Consider the following 18,761-nt stretch of genomic DNA (forward strand, 5'->3'; position numbering starts at 1 on the left):
GCTGTTCCGGTGACTGTTCCGGGGATTCTGCGCGCCTTGGAAGAGGCGACTCTGTACCGAGACGCCCTCAGCTGGGCGCAGACCGATGCCGACCTCGGCCTGGTCGACGGGCTCGACGCGCCCGTGCTCGCCGGCCTGCTCGAGAAGCGGGTCGCCGCGGGGCATCCGGCCGCGCTCCTGGTGGTCGTGCCGACCGGTCGGCGGGCCGAGTCCGTCGCGCAGGCCGTGCAGGCCTACCTTCCGTCGGCCGACGTGCTCACCTTCCCTGCGTGGGAGACCCTGCCGCACGAACGGTTGAGTCCGAGCCCCGACACGGTCGGACTGCGGTTGCAGACCCTGCGCCGCATCGCCGGCTGGTCCGGTGAGCAGCCGCTGGTCGTCGTGGCCTCCGTGCGCGCGGCTCTGCAGCCGATCGCCGGCAACCTGGGTGAGATCGTGCCTCTCGAGCTGCGCATCGGGAGCAGAGGGAACGACCTCGACCTCGTCGCCGAGCACCTGGTCGAGCGTGCGTACTCGCGCGTCGACATGGTGTCTCGCCGCGGTGAGTTCGCGGTGCGCGGCGGCATCCTCGACGTCTTCCCGCCGATCTCCGAGCATCCGTACCGGGTCGAGTTCTTCGGCGACGAGATCGATCAGATCCGTGCGTTCTCCGTCGCCGACCAGCGCTCGCTCCCGGGCGACGTCCCGAGCGTCGATCTCCCTCCGAGCCGCGAGCTCCTGCTCACCGCCGACGTGCGCGAGAAGGCCCGGGCGCTCATCGGCGGATTCCCGGCCATCGCGGGCATGCTCGAGAAGATGGCGGAGGGCATCCCTGTCGAGGGCATGGAATCCCTTCTTCCGGCCGTCGCGGGCCCGCTCAAGTCCCTCGCCGAGTACCTGCCTGCCGGAAGCGCCACCGCGGTGGTCGATCCGGAGCGGTCGTCGGCGCGCGCGATCATCCTCGGAGACACGAACCGCGAGTTCCTCGACGCCGCCTGGAGCGCGGCGACGTCAGGGGCATCCGCACCGATCGATCTCGGTGCCGGCGACTTCCTCACGATCGCCGAGCTGCGCGAGGTCGTCCGCGACCGCGGTGGCGTGTGGTGGCGCCTGAGCCCGTTCGGCGCCGGCCTCGGCGAGGACGACGCGGAGGCCGCCAACCTCGGCGCCGCCGTGATCCCGTCGTTCCACGGCAACGTCGACGGGGCGATCTCGTTCGTCGAAGCGAAGGTGTCGGAGGGCTGGCGCGTGGTCGTCATCGCCACCGGCCACGGACTCGTCGATCGTGCCCGCGATGTGCTCGCCGATCGCGGGATCGCGGCGCGGATCGTCGAATCGCTCACCGACGCTCCCGAGGGCGGCGTCGCCACTCTGATCGCCGGATCGGTCGAGTCCGGGTTCCAGTCGGCTGAGGCCCGGCTGGCGGTGCTCACCGACAACGAGTTCTACGGACGCACGATCGGCGGCGATCAGCGCGTCGTGAAGAAGCTCGCCTCGCGTCGCAAGAACGTCGTCGATCCGCTGCAACTCAAGCCGGGAGACTTCGTCGTGCACGCGACGCACGGCATCGGCCGGTTCGTCGAGATGACCAAGCGAGAGGTCTCGACCGGGGGCCGCAACGCCACGAAGACGACGCGCGACTACCTCGTCCTCGAATATGCGCCGTCCAAGCGCGGGTACCCCGGCGACAAGCTCTTCGTGCCCACCGACCAGCTCGATCTGCTCTCGAAGTACGTCGGCGGCGAGGCTCCGACCCTGTCGAAGATGGGCGGGAGCGACTGGTCGCAGGCGAAGGGGAAGGCGCGCAAGGCGGTCCGCGACATCGCCGTCGAACTCGTGAAGCTGTATTCGGCGCGCATGGGTGCCAAGGGGCACGCGTTCGGCCCGGACACACCCTGGCAGCGCGAGCTCGAAGAGGCGTTCCCGTTCGCGGAGACGCCGGACCAGCTGCAGACCATCGACGAGATCAAGGCCGACATGGAGCGGCCGATCCCGATGGACCGCCTGCTCTCCGGCGACGTGGGCTTCGGCAAGACCGAGGTCGCCGTCCGCGCGGCGTTCAAGGCGATCCAGGACGGCAAGCAGGTCGCCATGCTGGTGCCCACGACGCTGCTGGTCAAGCAGCACCTCGAGACCTTCACCGAGCGGTTCGCGGGTTTCCCGGTCAAGGTGCGACCGCTGTCGCGGTTCCAGACCGACAAAGAAGCGCGACTCACGCTGCAGGGGCTGCTCGAAGGTTCCGTCGACATGGTCATCGGCACCCACCGCATCCTCACCGACCAGGTCATGTTCAAAGACCTGGGGCTCATGATCATCGACGAGGAGCAGCGGTTCGGCGTCGAGCACAAAGACGCGTTGAAGAAGATGAAGACGAACGTCGACATCCTCGCGATGAGTGCGACACCGATCCCGCGCACCCTCGAGATGGCCGTCACCGGCATCCGCGAGATGTCGACGCTGGCCACCCCGCCCGAGGATCGGCATCCGATCCTGTCGTTCGTCGGTCCGCGCAGCGACAAGCAGATCGCCGCGGCCATCCGGCGCGAGATCCTGCGCGAGGGGCAGATCTTCTTCGTGCACAACCGTGTGCAGTCGATCCAGCGCATCGCGAGCGAGCTCGCCGAGCTCGTACCCGAGGCGCGGATCGCCGTGGCGCACGGTCAGATGGGCGAGCATCAGCTGGAGCAGGTCGTCGACGACTTCTGGGAGCGCAAGTTCGACGTGCTGGTCTCGACGACCATCATCGAGACCGGTCTCGACATCTCCAACGCCAACACGATCATCATCGACCGGGCCGACAAGTACGGTCTCTCGCAGCTGCACCAACTGCGCGGACGCGTGGGACGAGGTCGCGAGCGCGCGTACGCGTACTTCCTCTACGACGAGATGAAGCCTCTGAGCGAGACCGCGGCCGATCGGCTGCAGACGATCGCGGTGAACAACGAGCTCGGCTCCGGTATGCAGGTCGCGCTCAAGGACCTGGAACTGCGAGGCGCGGGCAACATGCTCGGCGCCGAACAGGCGGGCCACATCGCCGGTGTCGGCTTCGACCTGTACCTGCGCATGATCGGCGAGGCCGTGGCGACGTTCCGCGGCGAGGAGGTCGAGACCGGTCAGGAGCTGCGGCTCGAGCTGCCGCTGGACGCCCGCATCCCCGAGGACTACATCGACAGTGAGCGACTGCGTCTCGAGGCGTATCAGAAGCTGTCCGCGGCCTCGGCGGCGACCGCGAAGGACGACGCGATCGATCTCGTGATCGAGGAGCTCACCGACCGTTACGGCTCTCCGCCGCCCGAGGTCGAGGGTCTGCTCGCGATCGCGCGGTTGCGGCGGCGCGCGGCACGCGTCGGGCTCACGGACGTCGTCGTCATGGGGTCGAATCTGCGCATCGTGCCCGCGCATCTCGAGGACTCCATCAAGGTGCGGCTGCAACGCCTGTATCCCAAGGCCAAGCTCGTGGCGAGCGGGGAGGCCCTGGTTCTGCCGCTGCCGACGATCGCCGCCGAGGTCGGCGTGGGGCTGGAGCCGGTTCCCGATGCGGCCCTGCTGGAGTGGGTCGGGCAGCTCTTCACCGCGATCTTCCCCGAACCGGCGAAGGTCGAGTGACCCGCACCGAGAAGTGGGGGTTCGGCGGCGTCAGCCGCACCGGGCACTGATGCGAGGAGCCCTGTCGGCACTACGCTGACGACATGTTGTACGAGCACCTCGGGGCTCGGCCCCGGATCCATGACACCGCCGTCGTCGCTCCCACGGCCGTGATCTCCGGCGATGTCGAGATCGGCGCGGGCTGCCAGATCCTGCACGGCGCCGTGATCACGGCGGAGGGTGGCCCGATCACGCTCGGTGAGCACGTGATCGTGATGGAGAACGCGCTGATCCGCGCGACCGCTGCGAACGCGGTGCACATCGGCTCACACACCCTGATCGGCACCCTCACGAGCATCGCCGGCGCGACGGTGGGCGACGAGGTGTTCTTCGCGTCGGGCGCCCGTATCTTCAACGGCGCGCTGGTGGGGCCGCGATGCGAGGTGCGGGTGAACGCGATCGTGCATCGTCGAGCGGTGCTCCCGGAGGGCACGGTCGTGCCGATCGGATGGGTGGCCGTCGGCGATCCCGTGCAGCTGCTCTCCCCGGACCGCGAGGCCGAGATCGCGGCCGCGCAGCCCGACCTCGACTTCCCCGGGCACGTGTTCGGCGTCGACCGCGACACTCCCGACCTGATGGTGCAGCTCACCGAGCGCTACGGCAGCTCGCTGGCGCGGCACGCGGGCGACGTGCGCCTCGACGACCACGGAGCGCGGTGAGGGTCGGATGACGGATGGTGCGGGCCTGGTGCGCCCGGATGTCGATGAGACGGACGCTGCGACCATCGCGCGCGAGTGCTACGGGCTGGTCGCGACCGCGAGCGAGCTGGGCAGCAACCAGGATCGGAACTTCCTGCTGATCGAGCCGGACGGTACGCGCAGCGTGCTCCGCATCGACAACCCTGTGTTCGGCGATGACGCCCGCGAGGCGCAGCATGCGGCCCTGGACGCGTATCGCCGCTCCGGGGTGGCCGTGCCGGCCGTGTTGGCCGGGCTCGACGGTGCCCTCACGCAACAGTGGCGGGGGTTCGCGGTGCGGCGCAGTCAGTTCGCCGAGGGGGAGGAGCTGGTCGACGCCGGCTACCTGGCGCCCGTCGTGCTGGCGGAGTTCGGCGCGCTCGCGGCGGCCTCCGTCAACGCGCTCGCCGAGCTGCGGCATCCGGGGCTCGATCGTGCGCACATGTGGGACATGCGGGTCGCCCACGAACAGACCGTGGCGCTGCTGCCGGCGATCACCGACGGGGCACTCCGCGATCGCGTGGAGCAGGCCGCCACAGAGGCGGCCGCGGCACTGGCCCCGCTCGTCTCAGAGCTCCCGGTGCAACCGATCCACGGCGACCTCACCGACGACAACGTGATGGGACGCCGCGGGCCGGACTCCCGTTTGCACCCGCATGCGGTGCTCGACCTCGGCGATCTGGCGCTCGGCTGGCGGGTGGCCGAGCTCGCGGTGTGCGTCTCCTCGATGCTGCATCACGAGGCGGACAGGCCGTTGCGCACGCTCGAGACGGTCGGCTCGTTCCACGCCGGGGCACCTCTCAGCGTGATCGAAGCGAGAGCGGTGTGGCCGCTCGTCGTGCTCAGGGCGTCTCTGCTGGTGGCCAGTGGATGGCGACAGCTCGAGATCGACGGAGCGAACGAGTATGCGCGGGAGAGGATCGCGGGGGAGCAGGCGATCTTCGACGCCGCGACCCTGTTGCCCCTGGGGGAGATGACCGAGCACGTGCTCGAGCGGATCGGCGTCGAGGTGCCGGGGTTCGAGGGGTCGCTCCTCGCGATTGAGGAGAAGAGGGAGCGGCAGGAGTTCCGCTCGCTCGCGCCATTGCTCCCGGATCTCGACGGAGCGGTCGTCGCGGTGGATCTGGATGTGGAGTCCGGTGCTCTCGACGCAGGCCGCTGGCTCGATCCGGATGTCGAGACGGCGCTGATCGCCGGACACCTCGACCGCGGAGACACCGTCGTGGTGCCGTACGGGATGTTCCGACTGACGCGCACCGTGATCGATACGGCCGATGCGGCAGAGACCTGGCCGGTCGACACCGAGATCCACGTCACCCCCGGACAGCCGTTGCGCCTCACCGCCCCGATCGAGGGGGAACTGGGCGTCGACGGCGACACGATGCGCATTCGGTTCGCCGGCGGATGGATCCTGGAGATCCGCGGCGCGCAGCCGGGTACGACGCAGGCGACCCGCGTGCGTGCCGGCGACACGATCGGCGTCCTGGCCGCGTCGGACCAGTCGCGCACGCTCATCATCGGCATCCGTCGAGCGGACGCGCCGGAGTTGTCCCGCCCAGAGACAGGCGCGGCGCTGGTGACGCCGGAGCGCGTTCCCGCCTGGAGCCGCCTCACCGCCGACCCCGCCCCGCTGCTCGGGATCCACTCCTTCGCGGAGCGCGACGACTCTGCAGAGGAGCTCGAACGCCGCAGCCGCATCTTCGCCGATGCGCAGGAGCGCTACTACGAGCGTCCACCCCAGATCCAGCGCGGCTGGCGCCACCACCTGATCGACACGACCGGTCGCTCCCACATCGACATGGTCAACAACGTCGCCGGACTCGGACACGGCCACCCGAAGGTCGCTGCCGCCGCGAACCGTCAGCTGCACACCCTCGCGACGAACTCGCGCTTTCTGTTCCGCGAGCTCGCGGAGTACAGCGAGGCGCTGCTGGCGCTCATGCCCGATGGCAGCGACCTCGACACCGTGCTGCTGGTGAACAGCGGCTCGGAGGCGGTCGATCTCGCCATCCGTCTCGCGCAGGCCGCCACCGGGCGCCGCACCGTCGTGGCGCTGCGCGAGGCCTATCACGGCTGGACGATGGCGAGCGATGCGGTGACCACGAGCGCCTACGACAATCCGTTCGCACTGCAGACGCGCCCGGACTGGGTGCACGTCGCCGATGTGCCGAACCGGTTCCGCGGCACCTACCGCGGCGAGGGCACGGCCGAACGCTACGTCGCCGATCTGGCCGGCGACCTCGACGAGCTGCAGCGCGACGGCCGCGACGTGGCGGCGTTCCTGTGCGAGTCGATCCTGGGCAACGCCGGTGGTGTGCTGCTGCCCGACGGGTACCTCGCCGCCGTCTATGACCACGTGCGGGCGGCGGGCGGTCTGTGCATCGCCGACGAGGTACAGGTCGGGTTCGGGCGCATGGGGTCGTCCTTCTGGGGGTTCGAGCAGTCCGGGGCGATCCCCGACATCGTGACGATCGCGAAACCGATGGGCAACGGGTACCCGATCGGTGGTGTGATCACCTCGAAGCGCATCGCGGACGCGCTGTCGAGCCAGGGGCAGTTCTTCTCCTCGGCCGGCGGGAGCACGCTCAGCTGCGCTGTAGGGCTGGCCGTGCTCGACGCGATGGTCGAGGACGATCTCCAGCGCAACGCCCTCGAGGTCGGAGCGCACCTCATCGCCGCTCTGGAGGGTCTGGCAGAGCGGCATCCGATGATCGGCGTCGTGCACGGGGCGGGCCTGTATCTCGGCGTCGAGCTGGTGCGCGATCCGGAGACCATGGAGCCGGCGGCGGCGGAGGCCGCAGCGATCTGCGAGCGCCTGCGCGAGCTCGGGGTGATCGTGCTGACGACCTCGGAACGTTCGAACGTGCTGAAGATCAAGCCTCCGTTGTGCCTCACGGTGGAGAGCGCCGACCACGTCGTCGCGATGCTGGGGCGGGTGCTCGACGACGGCTGGTGAGCCGTGCCTCAGCTTCGAATTCCGTCCCGTTTCGGAATGTTAAATGCGTATTTCGTACCTGTTTTGGGGATTGCGCTGAGGTTTACCGGGGGTACATAGTGATCCTCAACGTCAGACGACCCGATGTCCGACACCTGCGCCGTTCGCGAGGAGTACCCATGGCCACGAAGACCAAGCCGCTCGCCCAGGGAGGCGGATCGCTCAAGCGGAACCTCGGATTGTGGGCCATCGTCGGCCTCGGCCTGGGGTACATGACTCCCACCGTCGTGTTCGACACGTTCGGCATGGTCGCCCGTGACACCGACAACGTCGTGCCGGCCGCGTACCTGGTGGCGCTGGTGGTCATGGTGTTCACCGCGATCAGCTACGGCAAGATCTCGGCAGCCATCCCGAGTGCCGGTTCCGCGTACACGTACGTGCGCGAATCCATCCACCCCAACCTCGGCTTCATGGTCGGGTGGACGTCGCTCATCGACTACGTGCTGCTCCCGATGGTGAACTGCCTCATCATCCGCAGTTACCTGGAGGCGATGTTCCCCGACATCCCCGGTTGGATCTGGGTGATGCTGTACTGCATCCTCGTGACAAGCATCATCTACATGACGATGCGCGGCACCTCCAACCTCAACATGATCCTGCTGGTCTTCTCGATCGTCGTCATGATCGTCTTCGTCGTCCTCGTGGTCGCGCAGCTGATGCGCGGAGAGGGCGCCAGCACGATCGCCTCCATGACGCCCTTCTTCCACGATGGCGCGACGATGGGCGCCGTTCTCACCGGCGCCACGATCGTGTGCTTCTCGTTCATCGGGTTCGACGCGGTCACCATGTACGCGGAAGAGGCCAAGGACCCGAAGATCATGCCCAAGGCGATCCTGCTGACGGTGCTCCTCGGTGGCGCGATCTTCCTGATCGCCGGTTATCTCACGCAGCTGCGCTTCCCCGACTGGAACGAGTTCGCCCCCGGCGGCGACATGCAGTTCGTCGAAGACTCCACGCTGCCGATCATCGGCAACCTGGTCGGCGGCCCCGTGCTGATGGCGGTGCTGACCGCGGCCGGATTCTGCGCAACGCTCGCATCGGGCCTGGCGTCGCACGCCTCCGTGTCACGCATGCTCCTGGTGATGGGCCGCAACAACGTGCTGCCGCAGAAGTTCTTCGGCTACATCAACCCGCGCACGCACACGCCGACGTTGAACATCGTGCTGGTGGGGGCGATCTCGCTGCTCGCGATCCCCTTCACCCTCGAGCTGATCGCGGCGTGGATCAACTTCGGTGCACTGATCGCGTTCACGTTCGTCAACATCTCCGTGATCGCCTGGTTCGCGATCCGCAAGGGCCGTCGCAAGACCCCTGGCGATATCTTCAACTTCATCGTGATGCCCGGTATCGGCATGTTGTTGACCGGACTCCTCTGGGCGAACCTGCATGAAGACGCCCTGCGTGGCGGACTGGTCTGGACGGCGATCGGGCTCGTCTACCTCGCGATCATCACGAAGGGCTTCCGCAAGAAGGTCGTCGCCTTCGATGAGAACCAGGCCGTCACGGGCTACAACAAGGTGGTCAAGGTCCCCGTCGACGAGAGCTGACGACGCACACAGCCCCGTTCCCGTCGCGATATGTCAGCCGAAATCGGCGATTCACGTGACATATCGCGACCGGAACGGGGGGTTGCGGATCAGATGACGCCCTGCGCCAGCATCGCGGCGGCGACGCGCTCGAAGCCGGCGATGTTGGCACCGGCCACGTAGTCGCCCGCGACGTCGTGACGCTCGGCCGCGTCGAAGGCGGCGCTGTGGATGTCGGCCATGATCTCGCGCAGCTTGTTCTCGCTGTCGCCGAAGGTCCAACGCTGACGCGAGGCGTTCTGGCTCATCTCCAGAGCAGAGGTCGCGACGCCGCCGGCGTTGGCCGCCTTGCCGGGCGCGAAGAGCACCCCGGCGTTCTGGAAGGCGTCGACGGCTGCGGGCACACAGGGCATGTTCGCGCCTTCCGACACGGCGCGCACGCCGTTCGCGATCAGTGCTTCGGCATCGGCGAGGCTGACCTCGTTCTGCGTGGCGGACGGCACGGCGATGTCGACCGGCACCTCCCAGACGCTGCCGCCCTCGACGAATCGGGCACCGGGGCGACGGTTGGCGTACTCGACGATGCGGGCGCGCTCGACCTCCTTGAGCTGACGCAGCAGGTCGAGGTCGATGCCGGCGTCGTCGACGACGTAGCCGGAGGAGTCGGAAGCGGTGACGGCGGTCGCGCCGAGCTGAGTCGCCTTCTGGATCGCGTAGATCGCGACGTTGCCGGAACCCGAGATGCCGACGCGCTTGCCCGCGAGGGAATCATTGTGCACCGCGAGCATCTCCTGCGCGAAGAACACCGCACCGTAGCCGGTGGCCTCGGTGCGCACCTCGGCGCCACCCCAGCCGGTTCCCTTGCCGGTGAACATGCCGGACTCGTGGCGGTTGGTGACCTTGCGGTACTGACCGAAGAGGTAGCCGATCTCGCGGCCGCCGACACCGATGTCTCCCGCGGGGACGTCGGTGTGCTCGCCGAGGTGGCGGTACAGCTCGTTCATGAACGACTGGCAGAAGCGCATGACCTCGGCGTCGGACTTGCCGTGCGGGTCGAAGTCGGACCCGCCCTTGCCGCCGCCGATGCCCTGGCCGGTGAGCGCGTTCTTGAAGATCTGCTCGAACCCGAGGAACTTGATGATCGAGAGGTTCACCGAGGGGTGGAAACGGAGTCCGCCCTTGTATGGTCCGAGAACCGACGAGAACTGGATGCGGTAGCCGCGGTTGACCTGCAGGCGCCCCGAGTCGTCGACCCATGGCACGCGGAACATGATCTGACGTTCCGGCTCGACCAGGCGCTCGAGGATGCCGCCGTCGACATACTCCGGGTGCCGCTCGAGCACCGGGGCGATCGAGTGCAGCACCTCGTGCACGGCTTGGTGGAACTCCGGCTCGTGCGGGCTGCGCGAGAGCACCGTGTCGAACACGGGCTGCACGGAGGTGGCGAGCGGATGGAAGGCAGGAGTCGTTGCGGTCACGCGGGGGAGCTTTCTGACGAGGGATGGTGGTGCCGGCGATCGTGTCGCGTGAATGCTGCGCCGGATCGGGCGCGAGTTTTCACTCTAGCGCGGGCATTCCCGCGCCCGGTCGCGATGTCGGGGGATCACCCGGTGTTCTGCAGGCCAGCCGCGACGCCGCTCACCGAGAGCAGCAGCAGTCGCTGTTGTTCGGCATCCGCCCCGGAGCCGGTGGCGGCCGTGTCGTCCGAGGAACGCAGTGCCCGAAGCGCCCGCAACTGCAGGAGCGAGAGGGCGTCGACGTAGGGGCTGCGCAACTGCACGGCGCGCTGCAGCACGGGCTTGTTGACCAGGAGGCCGTCGCCGCCGGTGAGGCGGATGACCCAGCTGCGCGTGAGAGCGAGCTCGTCGAGCACGAGCGCGGCCAGGTCGTCGCGGTCGCCCAGGGCGAGGTACTGCCGTGCGATGCGCTCGTCGGTCTTCGCGAGGCTCATCGCGACGTTGTCGATCATCGTGCGCAGCAGCGGCCAGTCGCGGTAGGCCTCGACGAGCAGTGCTTCGTCGCCGACCGCTTCCAGCGCCGTGCCGAGTCCGAACCAGCCGGCGAGGTTGATGCGTGCCTGGGTCCACGCGAACACCCAGGGGATGGCGCGCAGGTCTTCCAGAGACTCCACCGAGAGCCCGCGGCGGGCGGGGCGCGAGCCCAGCGCCAGCAGGCCGATCTCCTCGAGAGGCGTGACGGTGGCGAACCAGGGGGCGAAGCCTTCGGCCTTCACGAGCGAGAAGAAGCGCTCACGCGAGGCCGAGTCCATCGTGGCTGCGACGGCGGCGTACCGCGTGGCAGCGCTGCTGGTGCGCTCCTCGACCGACGGCGACGAGGCGAGGAGGGTGGCAGCGGCGACCTGGTCGATGTGCCGCATCGCGATCGCCGGCTCCCCGTAGCGGGCGAAGATGGTCTCGCCCTGCTCGGTGAGCTTGAACCGCCCGTCGACGGAGTGCGGCGGCTGAGCGAGGATCGCGGAGTTCGCCGGTCCGCCGCCGCGACCGAGCGCGCCGCCGCGGCCGTGGAAGAGCGTCAGCTCGATGTCGGAGTCCTTCGCCCACTGGGCGATCTTCTGCTGCGCCTCGTACAGCGCGAGGTTCGCGGCGACCGGACCGACGTCCTTCGACGAGTCGGAGTAGCCGAGCATGACCTCGAGCCGGTTGCCTGTCGCGGCCATGCGGGCCTGGAACTCCGGGAAGGTCACGGCTTCGGCGAGGATCTGCGGTGCCGCCTGAAGATCGGCGAAGGTCTCGAACAGCGGCACGACGTCGAGCACGGGGGCGTCATCGCCGAGCGCGTGCTTCGCGAGGCGGTGCACATTGGCGAGGTCGGATGCGGCCTGGGTGAACGAGACCACGTAACGTCCCGCTGCGCGGAGCCCGCGATCGCGCTGGATGTCGGCGATCACCCGGAACAGCTCGAGAACCTCCTCGGTGCGTGCGCTGATGGCCTGGCCGCTCTCGATCTCGGCGAGGGCTTCGGCGTGGACCTGGGAATGCTGGCGCACTTCGAGTTCGGTGAGGTGGAAGCCGTAGGTCTCGACCTGCCAGATCAGGTGCTGCACGCCGCCGAACGCGTGGCGCTTGGCGCCGCTCGCCGCGAGCGAGGCCTGGACGCCGCGCAGATCGTCGAGCAGTTCCTCGGGGCGCGTGTACCGCTGTGCGCCGTCGCCGTGGCGGGTGGCCGCGACACGACGGGCGAGCGTCAGCAGCACGCGGCGATGCGGTTCATCGGGGGAGCGCGTGGCGAGCTCGGTCGCGACGTCGGGCTCGGCGGCGGCGAAGCGATCCCAGAGGGCGACGAGCTCGGCGCTGGGCGGCGTGCCCTCGGCATCGAGCGTCAGCGTGCGACCGATGCGCTCGAGCGCGCGCTCGAGGCCGCGGAGCACGTGGTCCGCGGCGATCTGGGATGCCTCGCGGGTGACGGATGCCGTCACGAAGGGGTTGCCGTCGCGGTCGCCGCCGACCCAGGAGCCGATGCGCACGAACGCCGGGACCACGGGGGCGCTGGAGCCGGACTCGTCGCCCCGCAGTGCGTCGTCGATGCGGCGGTAGACGTGGGGGACCGTCGTGAAGAGGGTCTCGTCGAAGACGCCCATCACCGTGCGCACCTCGTCGGTCGGCGACGGCTTCTGCGAACGCAGGGGAGCGGTGCGCCACAGGGTGTCGATTTCTTCCAGCATGCGGCGCTGCGCACGGTGGGCCTCGGCGCCGCCGGTGCTCGCGGCGTCGTGCTGCGTGAGGAGTTCGGACAGTCGGCGGATGCTCGACGACACCGCGCGTCGCCGCGCCTCGGTCGGGTGCGCCGTGAAGACCGGGTGGAACCGCAGGCCCTCCAGTCGTCGCCGTGCCTCGTCCTCGCCGACCTCGGCGGTCAGCCGGGCGAACGCGGTGGCGACGGTGTCGGCCGCATCCTCACGTCCGGGCTGGCCCGCTCGCTCGCGGAGCACCCGCACGCGCTGGTGCTCTTCGGCGAGGTTCACGAGGTGGAAGTAACAGGTGAAGGCCCGAGCGACCTCGTCTGCGCGCGCGACCGTGAACGACTCCGCGATCGCGGCGGCACGGTCGAAGGCGTCCGACGTCTCCTCGTCGTATGCCTGGATCGTGGCGAGTCGCAGGCGCTCGACGTCTTCGAACAGGTCGTCACCTCCCGCCTCGCGCAGGACCCGGCCGAGAAGCATGCCGAGCATGCGCACGTCCGTGCGCATCGCGTCGGGGATGCCGCGGCCGGCCTCGAAACGGCCGATCACGCGGATGGCCTCGGTGTTCGTGGGCTCGGGGAAGGTGTGTTCGGGGGTCACACGTCGAGCGTATCCCGGGCGCGGAGAACGGATGACACGCATGACAGGCCGTGACGCGCGGGCCTGCCGGATCGCCTCCGGGAGGGTGCTCTCTCGACCTAGCATGGAGGGGATGCGCATCTCCTCGAATCCCCTCCGCGGTCAGCAGTTCCCCGCCGTTCTCCTGCTCCTCGCCGCGGGACTCGGACTCCTGTTCGCCAATCTTCCGACTCACGATGCCGTCGCGGCCGTGCTCGACTTCCACATCGCCATCCCCGGCACCGCCCTGGATCTGTCGGTCGCGCACTGGGTCTCCGACGGGTTGCTCGCCGTATTCTTCTTCGTCGTCGCCATCGAGTTGCGCCACGAACTGACGCGCGGGGAACTCGACTCGCCTCGCAAGGCTCTGCAGCCGGCCATCGCCGCCACGGGCGGAGTGCTCGTGCCGATCGCGGTCTACCTCCTGATCGCGGGCGGCGACGCGACCGTGCTCGGCTGGCCCATCCCGACGGCGACCGACATCGCGTTCGCCCTCGGTGTGCTGGCCATGTTCGGTCGCGGGCTTCCGTCTTCGGTGCGCGTGTTCCTGCTGGCGCTCGCGATCCTCGACGACATCATCGGCATCATCTTCATCGCCGTTCTGTTCGCGCAGGATGTGCAGTGGCTCCTGCTCGCGCTCGGTGTCGTGGGAGTCGTCGTGTTCGCCGTGCTCGCACGGATGCTGCAGCGGCGGCGGAGTCCGGTGATCTCCGTGGTGATGGTGATCATCGGCGTTCTCGTCTGGGGTCTCGTCGCGGCGTCGGGCATCCACGCCACCATTGCCGGAGTCATGCTCGGTCTCGTGATGGCACCGGCGCCTGCCGAGCGCACGCGGCATACGCTCGAACCGGTGGTCAACGGTGCGATCCTTCCCCTCTTCGCTTTCGTCGCGGCGTTCGTCATGATCCCCGCGCTGTCGCTCGGTGAACTGTCGCCGGCGTTCTGGGCGATCGTCGTCGCGCTGCCGGTGGGCAAGATCGTCGGCATCACGCTCTTCGGATGGGTGGGTATGCGCATCCGTCCGAAGGGCACGGCGCCGGCATTGCCGTTCGGTGACCTTCTCGCCGCCGGCGCGCTGGGCGGCATCGGCTTCACCGTCTCGCTGCTGCTCGCAAACCTCGCCTTCGCGGCCGATGCCGGCGTCCGGGATCAGGCGATCCTCGGGGTGCTCGTCGGATCGCTCGCGGCGCTCGTCATCTCGGGATTGCTGGTGTCGTGGCGTGCGCGCTCGTACCGCCGGCTCGCGGCGGCGACGTCATGACACCCGCGGCGGCGACACGATGACCGAGGCGAGGGGGCCACGGGGCGCCGATCGCGCCGCTCACGAGCAAGGAGGATCCGTGGACGCACACCCCGAACACGAGGCCATCGACCCGCTGCGTGCCGCGGCCGACACCATGCATGCCGTGCGCGAGCGCTGCGTGTGGTCGCAGCGCATCACGCATCGCGACCTCGTGCCGTATCTGATCGAGGAGTCGCACGAGGTGATCGATGCGGTCGAGAGCGGCACCCGTGCCGATCTGCGTGAGGAGCTCGGCGACCTGCTCTGGCAGGTGCTGTTCCACTCGGCGATCGCCGCCCAGGATCCGGACGACCCCTTCGACATCGACGACGTCGCCCGCACGGTGACGGAGAAGATGGTCAGGCGGCATCCTCATGTGTTCGCCGGCGAGGTCGCCCGCACGCCCGAGGAGGTGCTGGTGCACTGGAACGCGGCGAAGGCGGCGGAGAAGCGCACCCGCCGCAGCGTTCTCGACGGCGTCCCCCGGGGCATGCCCGCGCTGGCGCTGGCGCAGAAGCTCGCGGGCCGTGCGTCCGGAGTCGGCGTGGTGTCCGAATCGACGTCCGCCACGGCGCCCCGCACCGAGGAGGAGCTCGGCGATGCGCTGTTGGCTCTGGTCGAGCAGGCGCGGAGGCAGGGCTGGGACGCCGAGCGTGCTCTGCGGGAGCGGCTGCGCCGAGTGGAAGACGATGTCCGCACGGCGGAAGCGGGCTCCTGACCGAGGGCACGAACCCCTTCCCAGACCTGGGAAGATGGAGCCGTGGCTACTGTGAACCCGCCGCGCGGCATGCGCGACATCCTCCCCGCCGACAAGGCGCGCCGTGAGCGCGTGCTCTCCGTGATCCGCGAGCGTTATCTCGCCCACGGTTTCGACGAGATCGAGACGCCGGTCGTCGAGGAGTACTCGCGATTGCATGCCGGGATCGGCGGCGACAACGAGAAGCTCGCCTACAACGTGCTGCGTCGCGGCCTCGATGCCGACGCGATCCGCGCTGCGGCCGATGATCCGGCCGCGCTGTCCGACCTCGGGCTGCGGTACGACCTCACGGTTCCCCTCGCGCGGTTCTATGCGAGCAACCGCGGACAGCTCCCCGCCGTGTTCCGATCGATCCAGATCGGCGCGGTCTGGCGGGCCGAGCGTCCCCAGAAGGGGCGCTATCGCCAGTTCGTGCAGTGCGACATCGACATCATGGGTGACGAGACCTCGCGCGCAGAGGCCGAACTCATGGTGGCGTCGCTCGATGCGGTCGACGCGTTGGGTCTTGAGGGCGCGACCGTGCGCATCAACGATCGCCGCGTGCTGGACTGGATGCTCGACAGCTTCGGCTTCGCGGCGGACGAGCGCCCCGGGGTGCTCATCACGATCGACAAGCTCGACAAGATCGGCCCGGACGGCGTGGCGGCCGAGCTGAGGGAGCGCGGCGCGGTGGCATCCGCCGTCGACGCCTTCGAAGCGTTCCTGCGCCGGCCGCAGACCCTGGAATACAACGCGTACGGTGAGCGCCAGATCCGCAAGGCGCTGCCGGAGAACGCGCCCGACGAGATCGTCGCCCACCTGGTCGGCATCGGCGATGCGGTCGCCGCGGGCCGCGGGCAGACCGACATCCCGCTCGTGTTCGACCCGTTCCTCGTGCGCGGCATGGGCTACTACACCGGCACGATCTTCGAGCTCGCGCATCCCTCGGTCGACTACTCGCTCGGCGGTGGTGGACGCTACGACGGAATGATCGGTCGTTTCCTCGGGCAGCAGGTGCCCGCCGTCGGCTTCTCGCTCGGCTTCGAGCGACTCGTCGATCTCGTGACCGCCGGCGTGGAGTCCGAGGCCCCCGCGATCGTGCTGATCCATGACGCCGATGTTCCCCTCGCGGAGCTGCTCGCGCACAAGACGGCGCTCGTCCGAACCGGCGCGCGTGTGCGTCTGGAACGTCGCCCGAAGAACCTGAAGGCGTTGCTGGATCGCGCCACCGCCGACGGGTACACGGCGTTCTCGACAGTGTCGAGCGGAACGACCGAGCTCGAGGTCAAGCCGCTGGGCTGAACGGGCACCCGTGTCGCGCGGGATGCGAGGGACGCGGAGGGCGGACGCCGTTCACGGCGCGTTCATGCTTTCGCGATCGAATCGGGGCATGGGTCGAACGCGCGTCCGGATCGCCGGGGCAGTCGCCGCAGGGGTGGTCGCGGTCTCCGGGCTGCTGGTGGGCGGGCGGATGCTGCTCACGCGCCAGGCGGCGATCGCCCGGCGCCGCATCGGCAAGCCGCTCGGGGAGGATTCGCTCGACGCCGACAGGGTGTGGCGTCGCTCGTTCGAGGGGGACCCGATCGAGCTGCTGATGCTCGGCGATTCCCTGGCCGCAGGACTCGGCGCCTCGAGGCGCAAGGAGACGCTCGGTGGCCGTCTCGCCAAGGGACTCGGCCGACGCATGCATCGACCCGTGCGACTGCGCACCGTCGCGGTCGTCGGCTCGGAGTCCCCGGACCTGGACGCCCAGATCGACGCGCTCCCTGCGCAGGCACCGGTCCACGTCGCGGTGATCGTCGTGGGCGGGAACGACGTCACCCACCGGCTGCCCGTCGCGGTCTCGGCGGGCCATCTGAACACCGCCATCGGTCGACTTCGAGCGCGGGGGATCGAAGTCGTGGTCGGCACGTGCCCTGACCTGGGCGCGCTCCGGGCCGTGCCGCAGCCGCTGCGCCGGGTGGCGTCGAGCCTGTCCCGACGCCTCGCCGACGTCCAGGCCGAGACGGCGGAGCGCGCCGGTGCGGAGCCCGTCGATCTACGTCGCGCCGTCGGACCGCTCTTCTTCGACGAACCGGAGGAGATGTTCAGCCTCGATCGGTTCCACCCCAGCCCTCTCGGCTACCGGCGCACGGCCGAGGCGCTGCTCCCGGCCCTCTGCCGCGCCGCGGAGGCGGCGCTCAGTTCGACGAGTCGCTCGGCGCCGCGCTGAACGACGCCGCCCACTCGGCGACGCGTCGGGAACTCTCCTCGTCCGACAGGTCTTCGACGCGCGTCATGATCGACCACCGCACGCCGAACGGATCGCGGATGCTCGCGTAGCGGTCGCCGGACACGAAATGCGATGGCGCTTCGCGCACGGTGGATCCTGCGGCGACAGCCTTCTCCACCACCGCATCGACGTCGGAGACGTAGAGCCCCATCGAATAGCAGTCGTCGTCTCCGGTCGGAGAGGCGACCAGGTGATACTCGGGGTTCGGGTCGCCGAGTTGCAGGATGCCCTGGCCGAAGTCGAGGTCGGCATGCGCGACGACCCCGCCGAACTCGGTCACGTCGACCACCCGCGCACCGAACACATCCCGGTAGAACTCGATCGCCGCGGCGGCGCCCGGGATCGCCAGGAAGGGGGTCAACGACGTCGCGCTGTGCGGTCGTCCATCGGTCGTGTGCTCTCCGGTCACGCCGGTCGTGCGCATCTGTTCGCTCATGCGGCCACGGTACGGCGGCGCGGACGGCAGGCGCTTGAAGATCCGCGACAGATGTCGGCGGTGGACTCTACGCTGAGCGCATGGCGATCTCCTCCGGCGGCGTGCTGTACCCGGCTCGTCTGCCGCAGTTCCATCGGCTGGTGCCCACGGCTGCCGCCGTCGATCTCGTCGCCTGGTTCTGGATCCCCGAGTGGGACATCGAGCCGGGCGCCTCCTCCCGGCAGGAGATCGTGGGCTATCCGGCTCTCAACCTGGTCGTCGAGCACGGGGCCGTCACGCTCTCGGGCCCCACCACGCGCGCCTCGCACCGCGATCTGAGCGGACGAGGATGGGCGGTCGGGGCGCTGCTCCGCCCCGCCGGGGTCGCCGCGCTCATCGACGATCCCGCCGCGCTGGTCGACTCGGCCAGAGTTATGGACGAGCCCCGGTTGGCCGCCGACGTGTCATCCGCGATGACATCGGGCGACGGGCATCGAGAGCGCGCCGTCGACGCGTTCTCGCGATGGATCGGGGAGCGCGCGGAACCGATCGACGATGCCGCACGTCAGGCGAACGCGCTGGTCGACGTGCTCGGGGGAGAGGGTGCGGCGCTCACATCGACCGAAGCGGCGACGCGGCTCGCGATGTCGGTGCGGACACTGCAACGCATGGCGCACCGTTATGTCGGGGTCTCGCCCGCCGCGATGATCCGCCGCCGACGGCTCCAGGAGGCCGCCCAGCAGCTGCGCGACGATCCCGGCACCGACCTGGCGGCGCTCGCCGCGGAACTCGGCTATGCCGATCATGCGCATCTCACGCGCGACTTCCAGGCGGTGCTGGGAGTGGCCCCTCGCAGCTACCGGTCCGACTTCGGTGAGTGACTGAGTGAGTGAGTGAGTGAGTGAGTGAGTGAGTA

General features: G+C 69.2%; 12 protein-coding genes. 9 read left to right on the plus strand and 3 right to left on the minus strand.

Going from position 1 to position 18,761, the window contains the following annotated elements; genetic code table 11:
• Window positions 1–9 precede the first annotated feature (9 nt).
• The 4 genes from mfd (at window position 10) to P0Y60_07390 (ending at window position 8,843) form a co-directional block, all read left to right on the plus strand.
• Window positions 10–3,585, plus strand: a complete 3,576-nt coding sequence (gene mfd, locus P0Y60_07375; GenBank protein WEK62554.1) for a transcription-repair coupling factor — start codon at window positions 10–12, stop codon at window positions 3,583–3,585.
• Between the two features lie 83 nt (window positions 3,586–3,668).
• Window positions 3,669–4,283 (plus strand): gamma carbonic anhydrase family protein, encoded by a 615-nt coding sequence (locus P0Y60_07380; GenBank protein ID WEK62555.1) that lies wholly within the window; start codon window positions 3,669–3,671, stop codon window positions 4,281–4,283.
• A gap of 7 nt (window positions 4,284–4,290) precedes the next feature.
• Entirely contained in the window at window positions 4,291–7,257 is a 2,967-nt protein-coding gene (locus P0Y60_07385) for an aminotransferase (GenBank protein WEK62556.1), read from the plus strand.
• Between the two features lie 158 nt (window positions 7,258–7,415).
• On the plus strand, window positions 7,416–8,843 hold the full coding sequence (locus P0Y60_07390; protein ID WEK62557.1) for an APC family permease: 1,428 nt from the start codon (window positions 7,416–7,418) through the stop codon (window positions 8,841–8,843).
• 89 nt (window positions 8,844–8,932) lie between these two features.
• Here P0Y60_07390 and gdhA read toward each other — a convergent pair whose 3' ends face one another.
• Both gdhA and P0Y60_07400 read right to left on the minus strand, forming a co-directional pair.
• The gene (gene gdhA / locus P0Y60_07395) at window positions 8,933–10,300 is read right to left on the minus strand and encodes an NADP-specific glutamate dehydrogenase (GenBank protein ID WEK62558.1); all 1,368 of its coding nucleotides are present in this window, start codon (window positions 10,298–10,300) and stop codon (window positions 8,933–8,935) included.
• Between the two features lie 125 nt (window positions 10,301–10,425).
• Window positions 10,426–13,122, minus strand: a complete 2,697-nt coding sequence (locus P0Y60_07400) for a phosphoenolpyruvate carboxylase (protein ID WEK62559.1) — start codon at window positions 13,120–13,122, stop codon at window positions 10,426–10,428.
• Between the two features lie 112 nt (window positions 13,123–13,234).
• On the opposite strand from P0Y60_07400, the gene nhaA reads away from it, so the two are divergent.
• From nhaA to P0Y60_07420, 4 genes are all read left to right on the plus strand, one after another.
• Window positions 13,235–14,401, plus strand: coding sequence for a Na+/H+ antiporter NhaA (gene nhaA, locus P0Y60_07405; protein ID WEK62560.1), 1,167 nt, complete (start codon window positions 13,235–13,237; stop codon window positions 14,399–14,401).
• Window positions 14,402–14,537: 136 nt separating this feature from the next.
• Window positions 14,538–15,140, plus strand: a complete 603-nt coding sequence (locus P0Y60_07410; GenBank protein WEK62871.1) for a MazG family protein — start codon at window positions 14,538–14,540, stop codon at window positions 15,138–15,140.
• A gap of 69 nt (window positions 15,141–15,209) precedes the next feature.
• On the plus strand, window positions 15,210–16,460 hold the full coding sequence (locus P0Y60_07415; GenBank protein ID WEK62872.1) for an ATP phosphoribosyltransferase regulatory subunit: 1,251 nt from the start codon (window positions 15,210–15,212) through the stop codon (window positions 16,458–16,460).
• Between the two features lie 88 nt (window positions 16,461–16,548).
• Window positions 16,549–17,370 (plus strand): SGNH/GDSL hydrolase family protein, encoded by an 822-nt coding sequence (locus tag P0Y60_07420; GenBank protein WEK62561.1) that lies wholly within the window; start codon window positions 16,549–16,551, stop codon window positions 17,368–17,370.
• On the opposite strand, the gene P0Y60_07425 is transcribed toward P0Y60_07420, so the two are convergent.
• The gene (locus P0Y60_07425) at window positions 17,339–17,866 is read right to left on the minus strand and encodes a VOC family protein (protein ID WEK62562.1); all 528 of its coding nucleotides are present in this window, start codon (window positions 17,864–17,866) and stop codon (window positions 17,339–17,341) included. The two genes, P0Y60_07420 and P0Y60_07425, sit on opposite strands and share 32 nt — an antisense overlap.
• Window positions 17,867–17,946: 80 nt before the next feature.
• Between P0Y60_07425 and P0Y60_07430 the strand changes: the two genes are divergently transcribed.
• Window positions 17,947–18,726 carry a helix-turn-helix domain-containing protein gene (locus P0Y60_07430; GenBank protein ID WEK62563.1) on the plus strand — a complete coding sequence of 260 codons (780 nt, stop codon included), beginning with the start codon at window positions 17,947–17,949 and terminating at the stop codon, window positions 18,724–18,726.
• Window positions 18,727–18,761 lie beyond the last annotated feature (35 nt).

Origin of the sequence: Candidatus Microbacterium colombiense (assembly GCA_029203165.1) — a bacterium.
GTDB classification, from domain to species: domain Bacteria; phylum Actinomycetota; class Actinomycetes; order Actinomycetales; family Microbacteriaceae; genus Microbacterium; species Microbacterium colombiense.

What these genes read in the sequence shown, in the direction of transcription:
- P0Y60_07380 (WEK62555.1), top strand. Translation starts at nt 3,669, where the DNA reads ATGTTGTACGAGCACCTCGGGGCTCGGCCCCGGATCCATGACACCGCC.
- P0Y60_07385 (WEK62556.1), top strand. Translation starts at nt 4,291, where the DNA reads ATGACGGATGGTGCGGGCCTGGTGCGCCCGGATGTCGATGAGACGGAC.
- P0Y60_07390 (WEK62557.1), top strand. Translation starts at nt 7,416, where the DNA reads ATGGCCACGAAGACCAAGCCGCTCGCCCAGGGAGGCGGATCGCTCAAG.
- nhaA (WEK62560.1), top strand. Translation starts at nt 13,235, where the DNA reads ATGCGCATCTCCTCGAATCCCCTCCGCGGTCAGCAGTTCCCCGCCGTT.
- P0Y60_07410 (WEK62871.1), top strand. Translation starts at nt 14,538, where the DNA reads ATGCATGCCGTGCGCGAGCGCTGCGTGTGGTCGCAGCGCATCACGCAT.
- P0Y60_07415 (WEK62872.1), top strand. Translation starts at nt 15,210, where the DNA reads ATGCGCGACATCCTCCCCGCCGACAAGGCGCGCCGTGAGCGCGTGCTC.
- P0Y60_07420 (WEK62561.1), top strand. Translation starts at nt 16,549, where the DNA reads ATGGGTCGAACGCGCGTCCGGATCGCCGGGGCAGTCGCCGCAGGGGTG.
- P0Y60_07425 (WEK62562.1), bottom strand. Translation starts at nt 17,866, where the DNA reads ATGAGCGAACAGATGCGCACGACCGGCGTGACCGGAGAGCACACGACC.
- P0Y60_07430 (WEK62563.1), top strand. Translation starts at nt 17,947, where the DNA reads ATGGCGATCTCCTCCGGCGGCGTGCTGTACCCGGCTCGTCTGCCGCAG.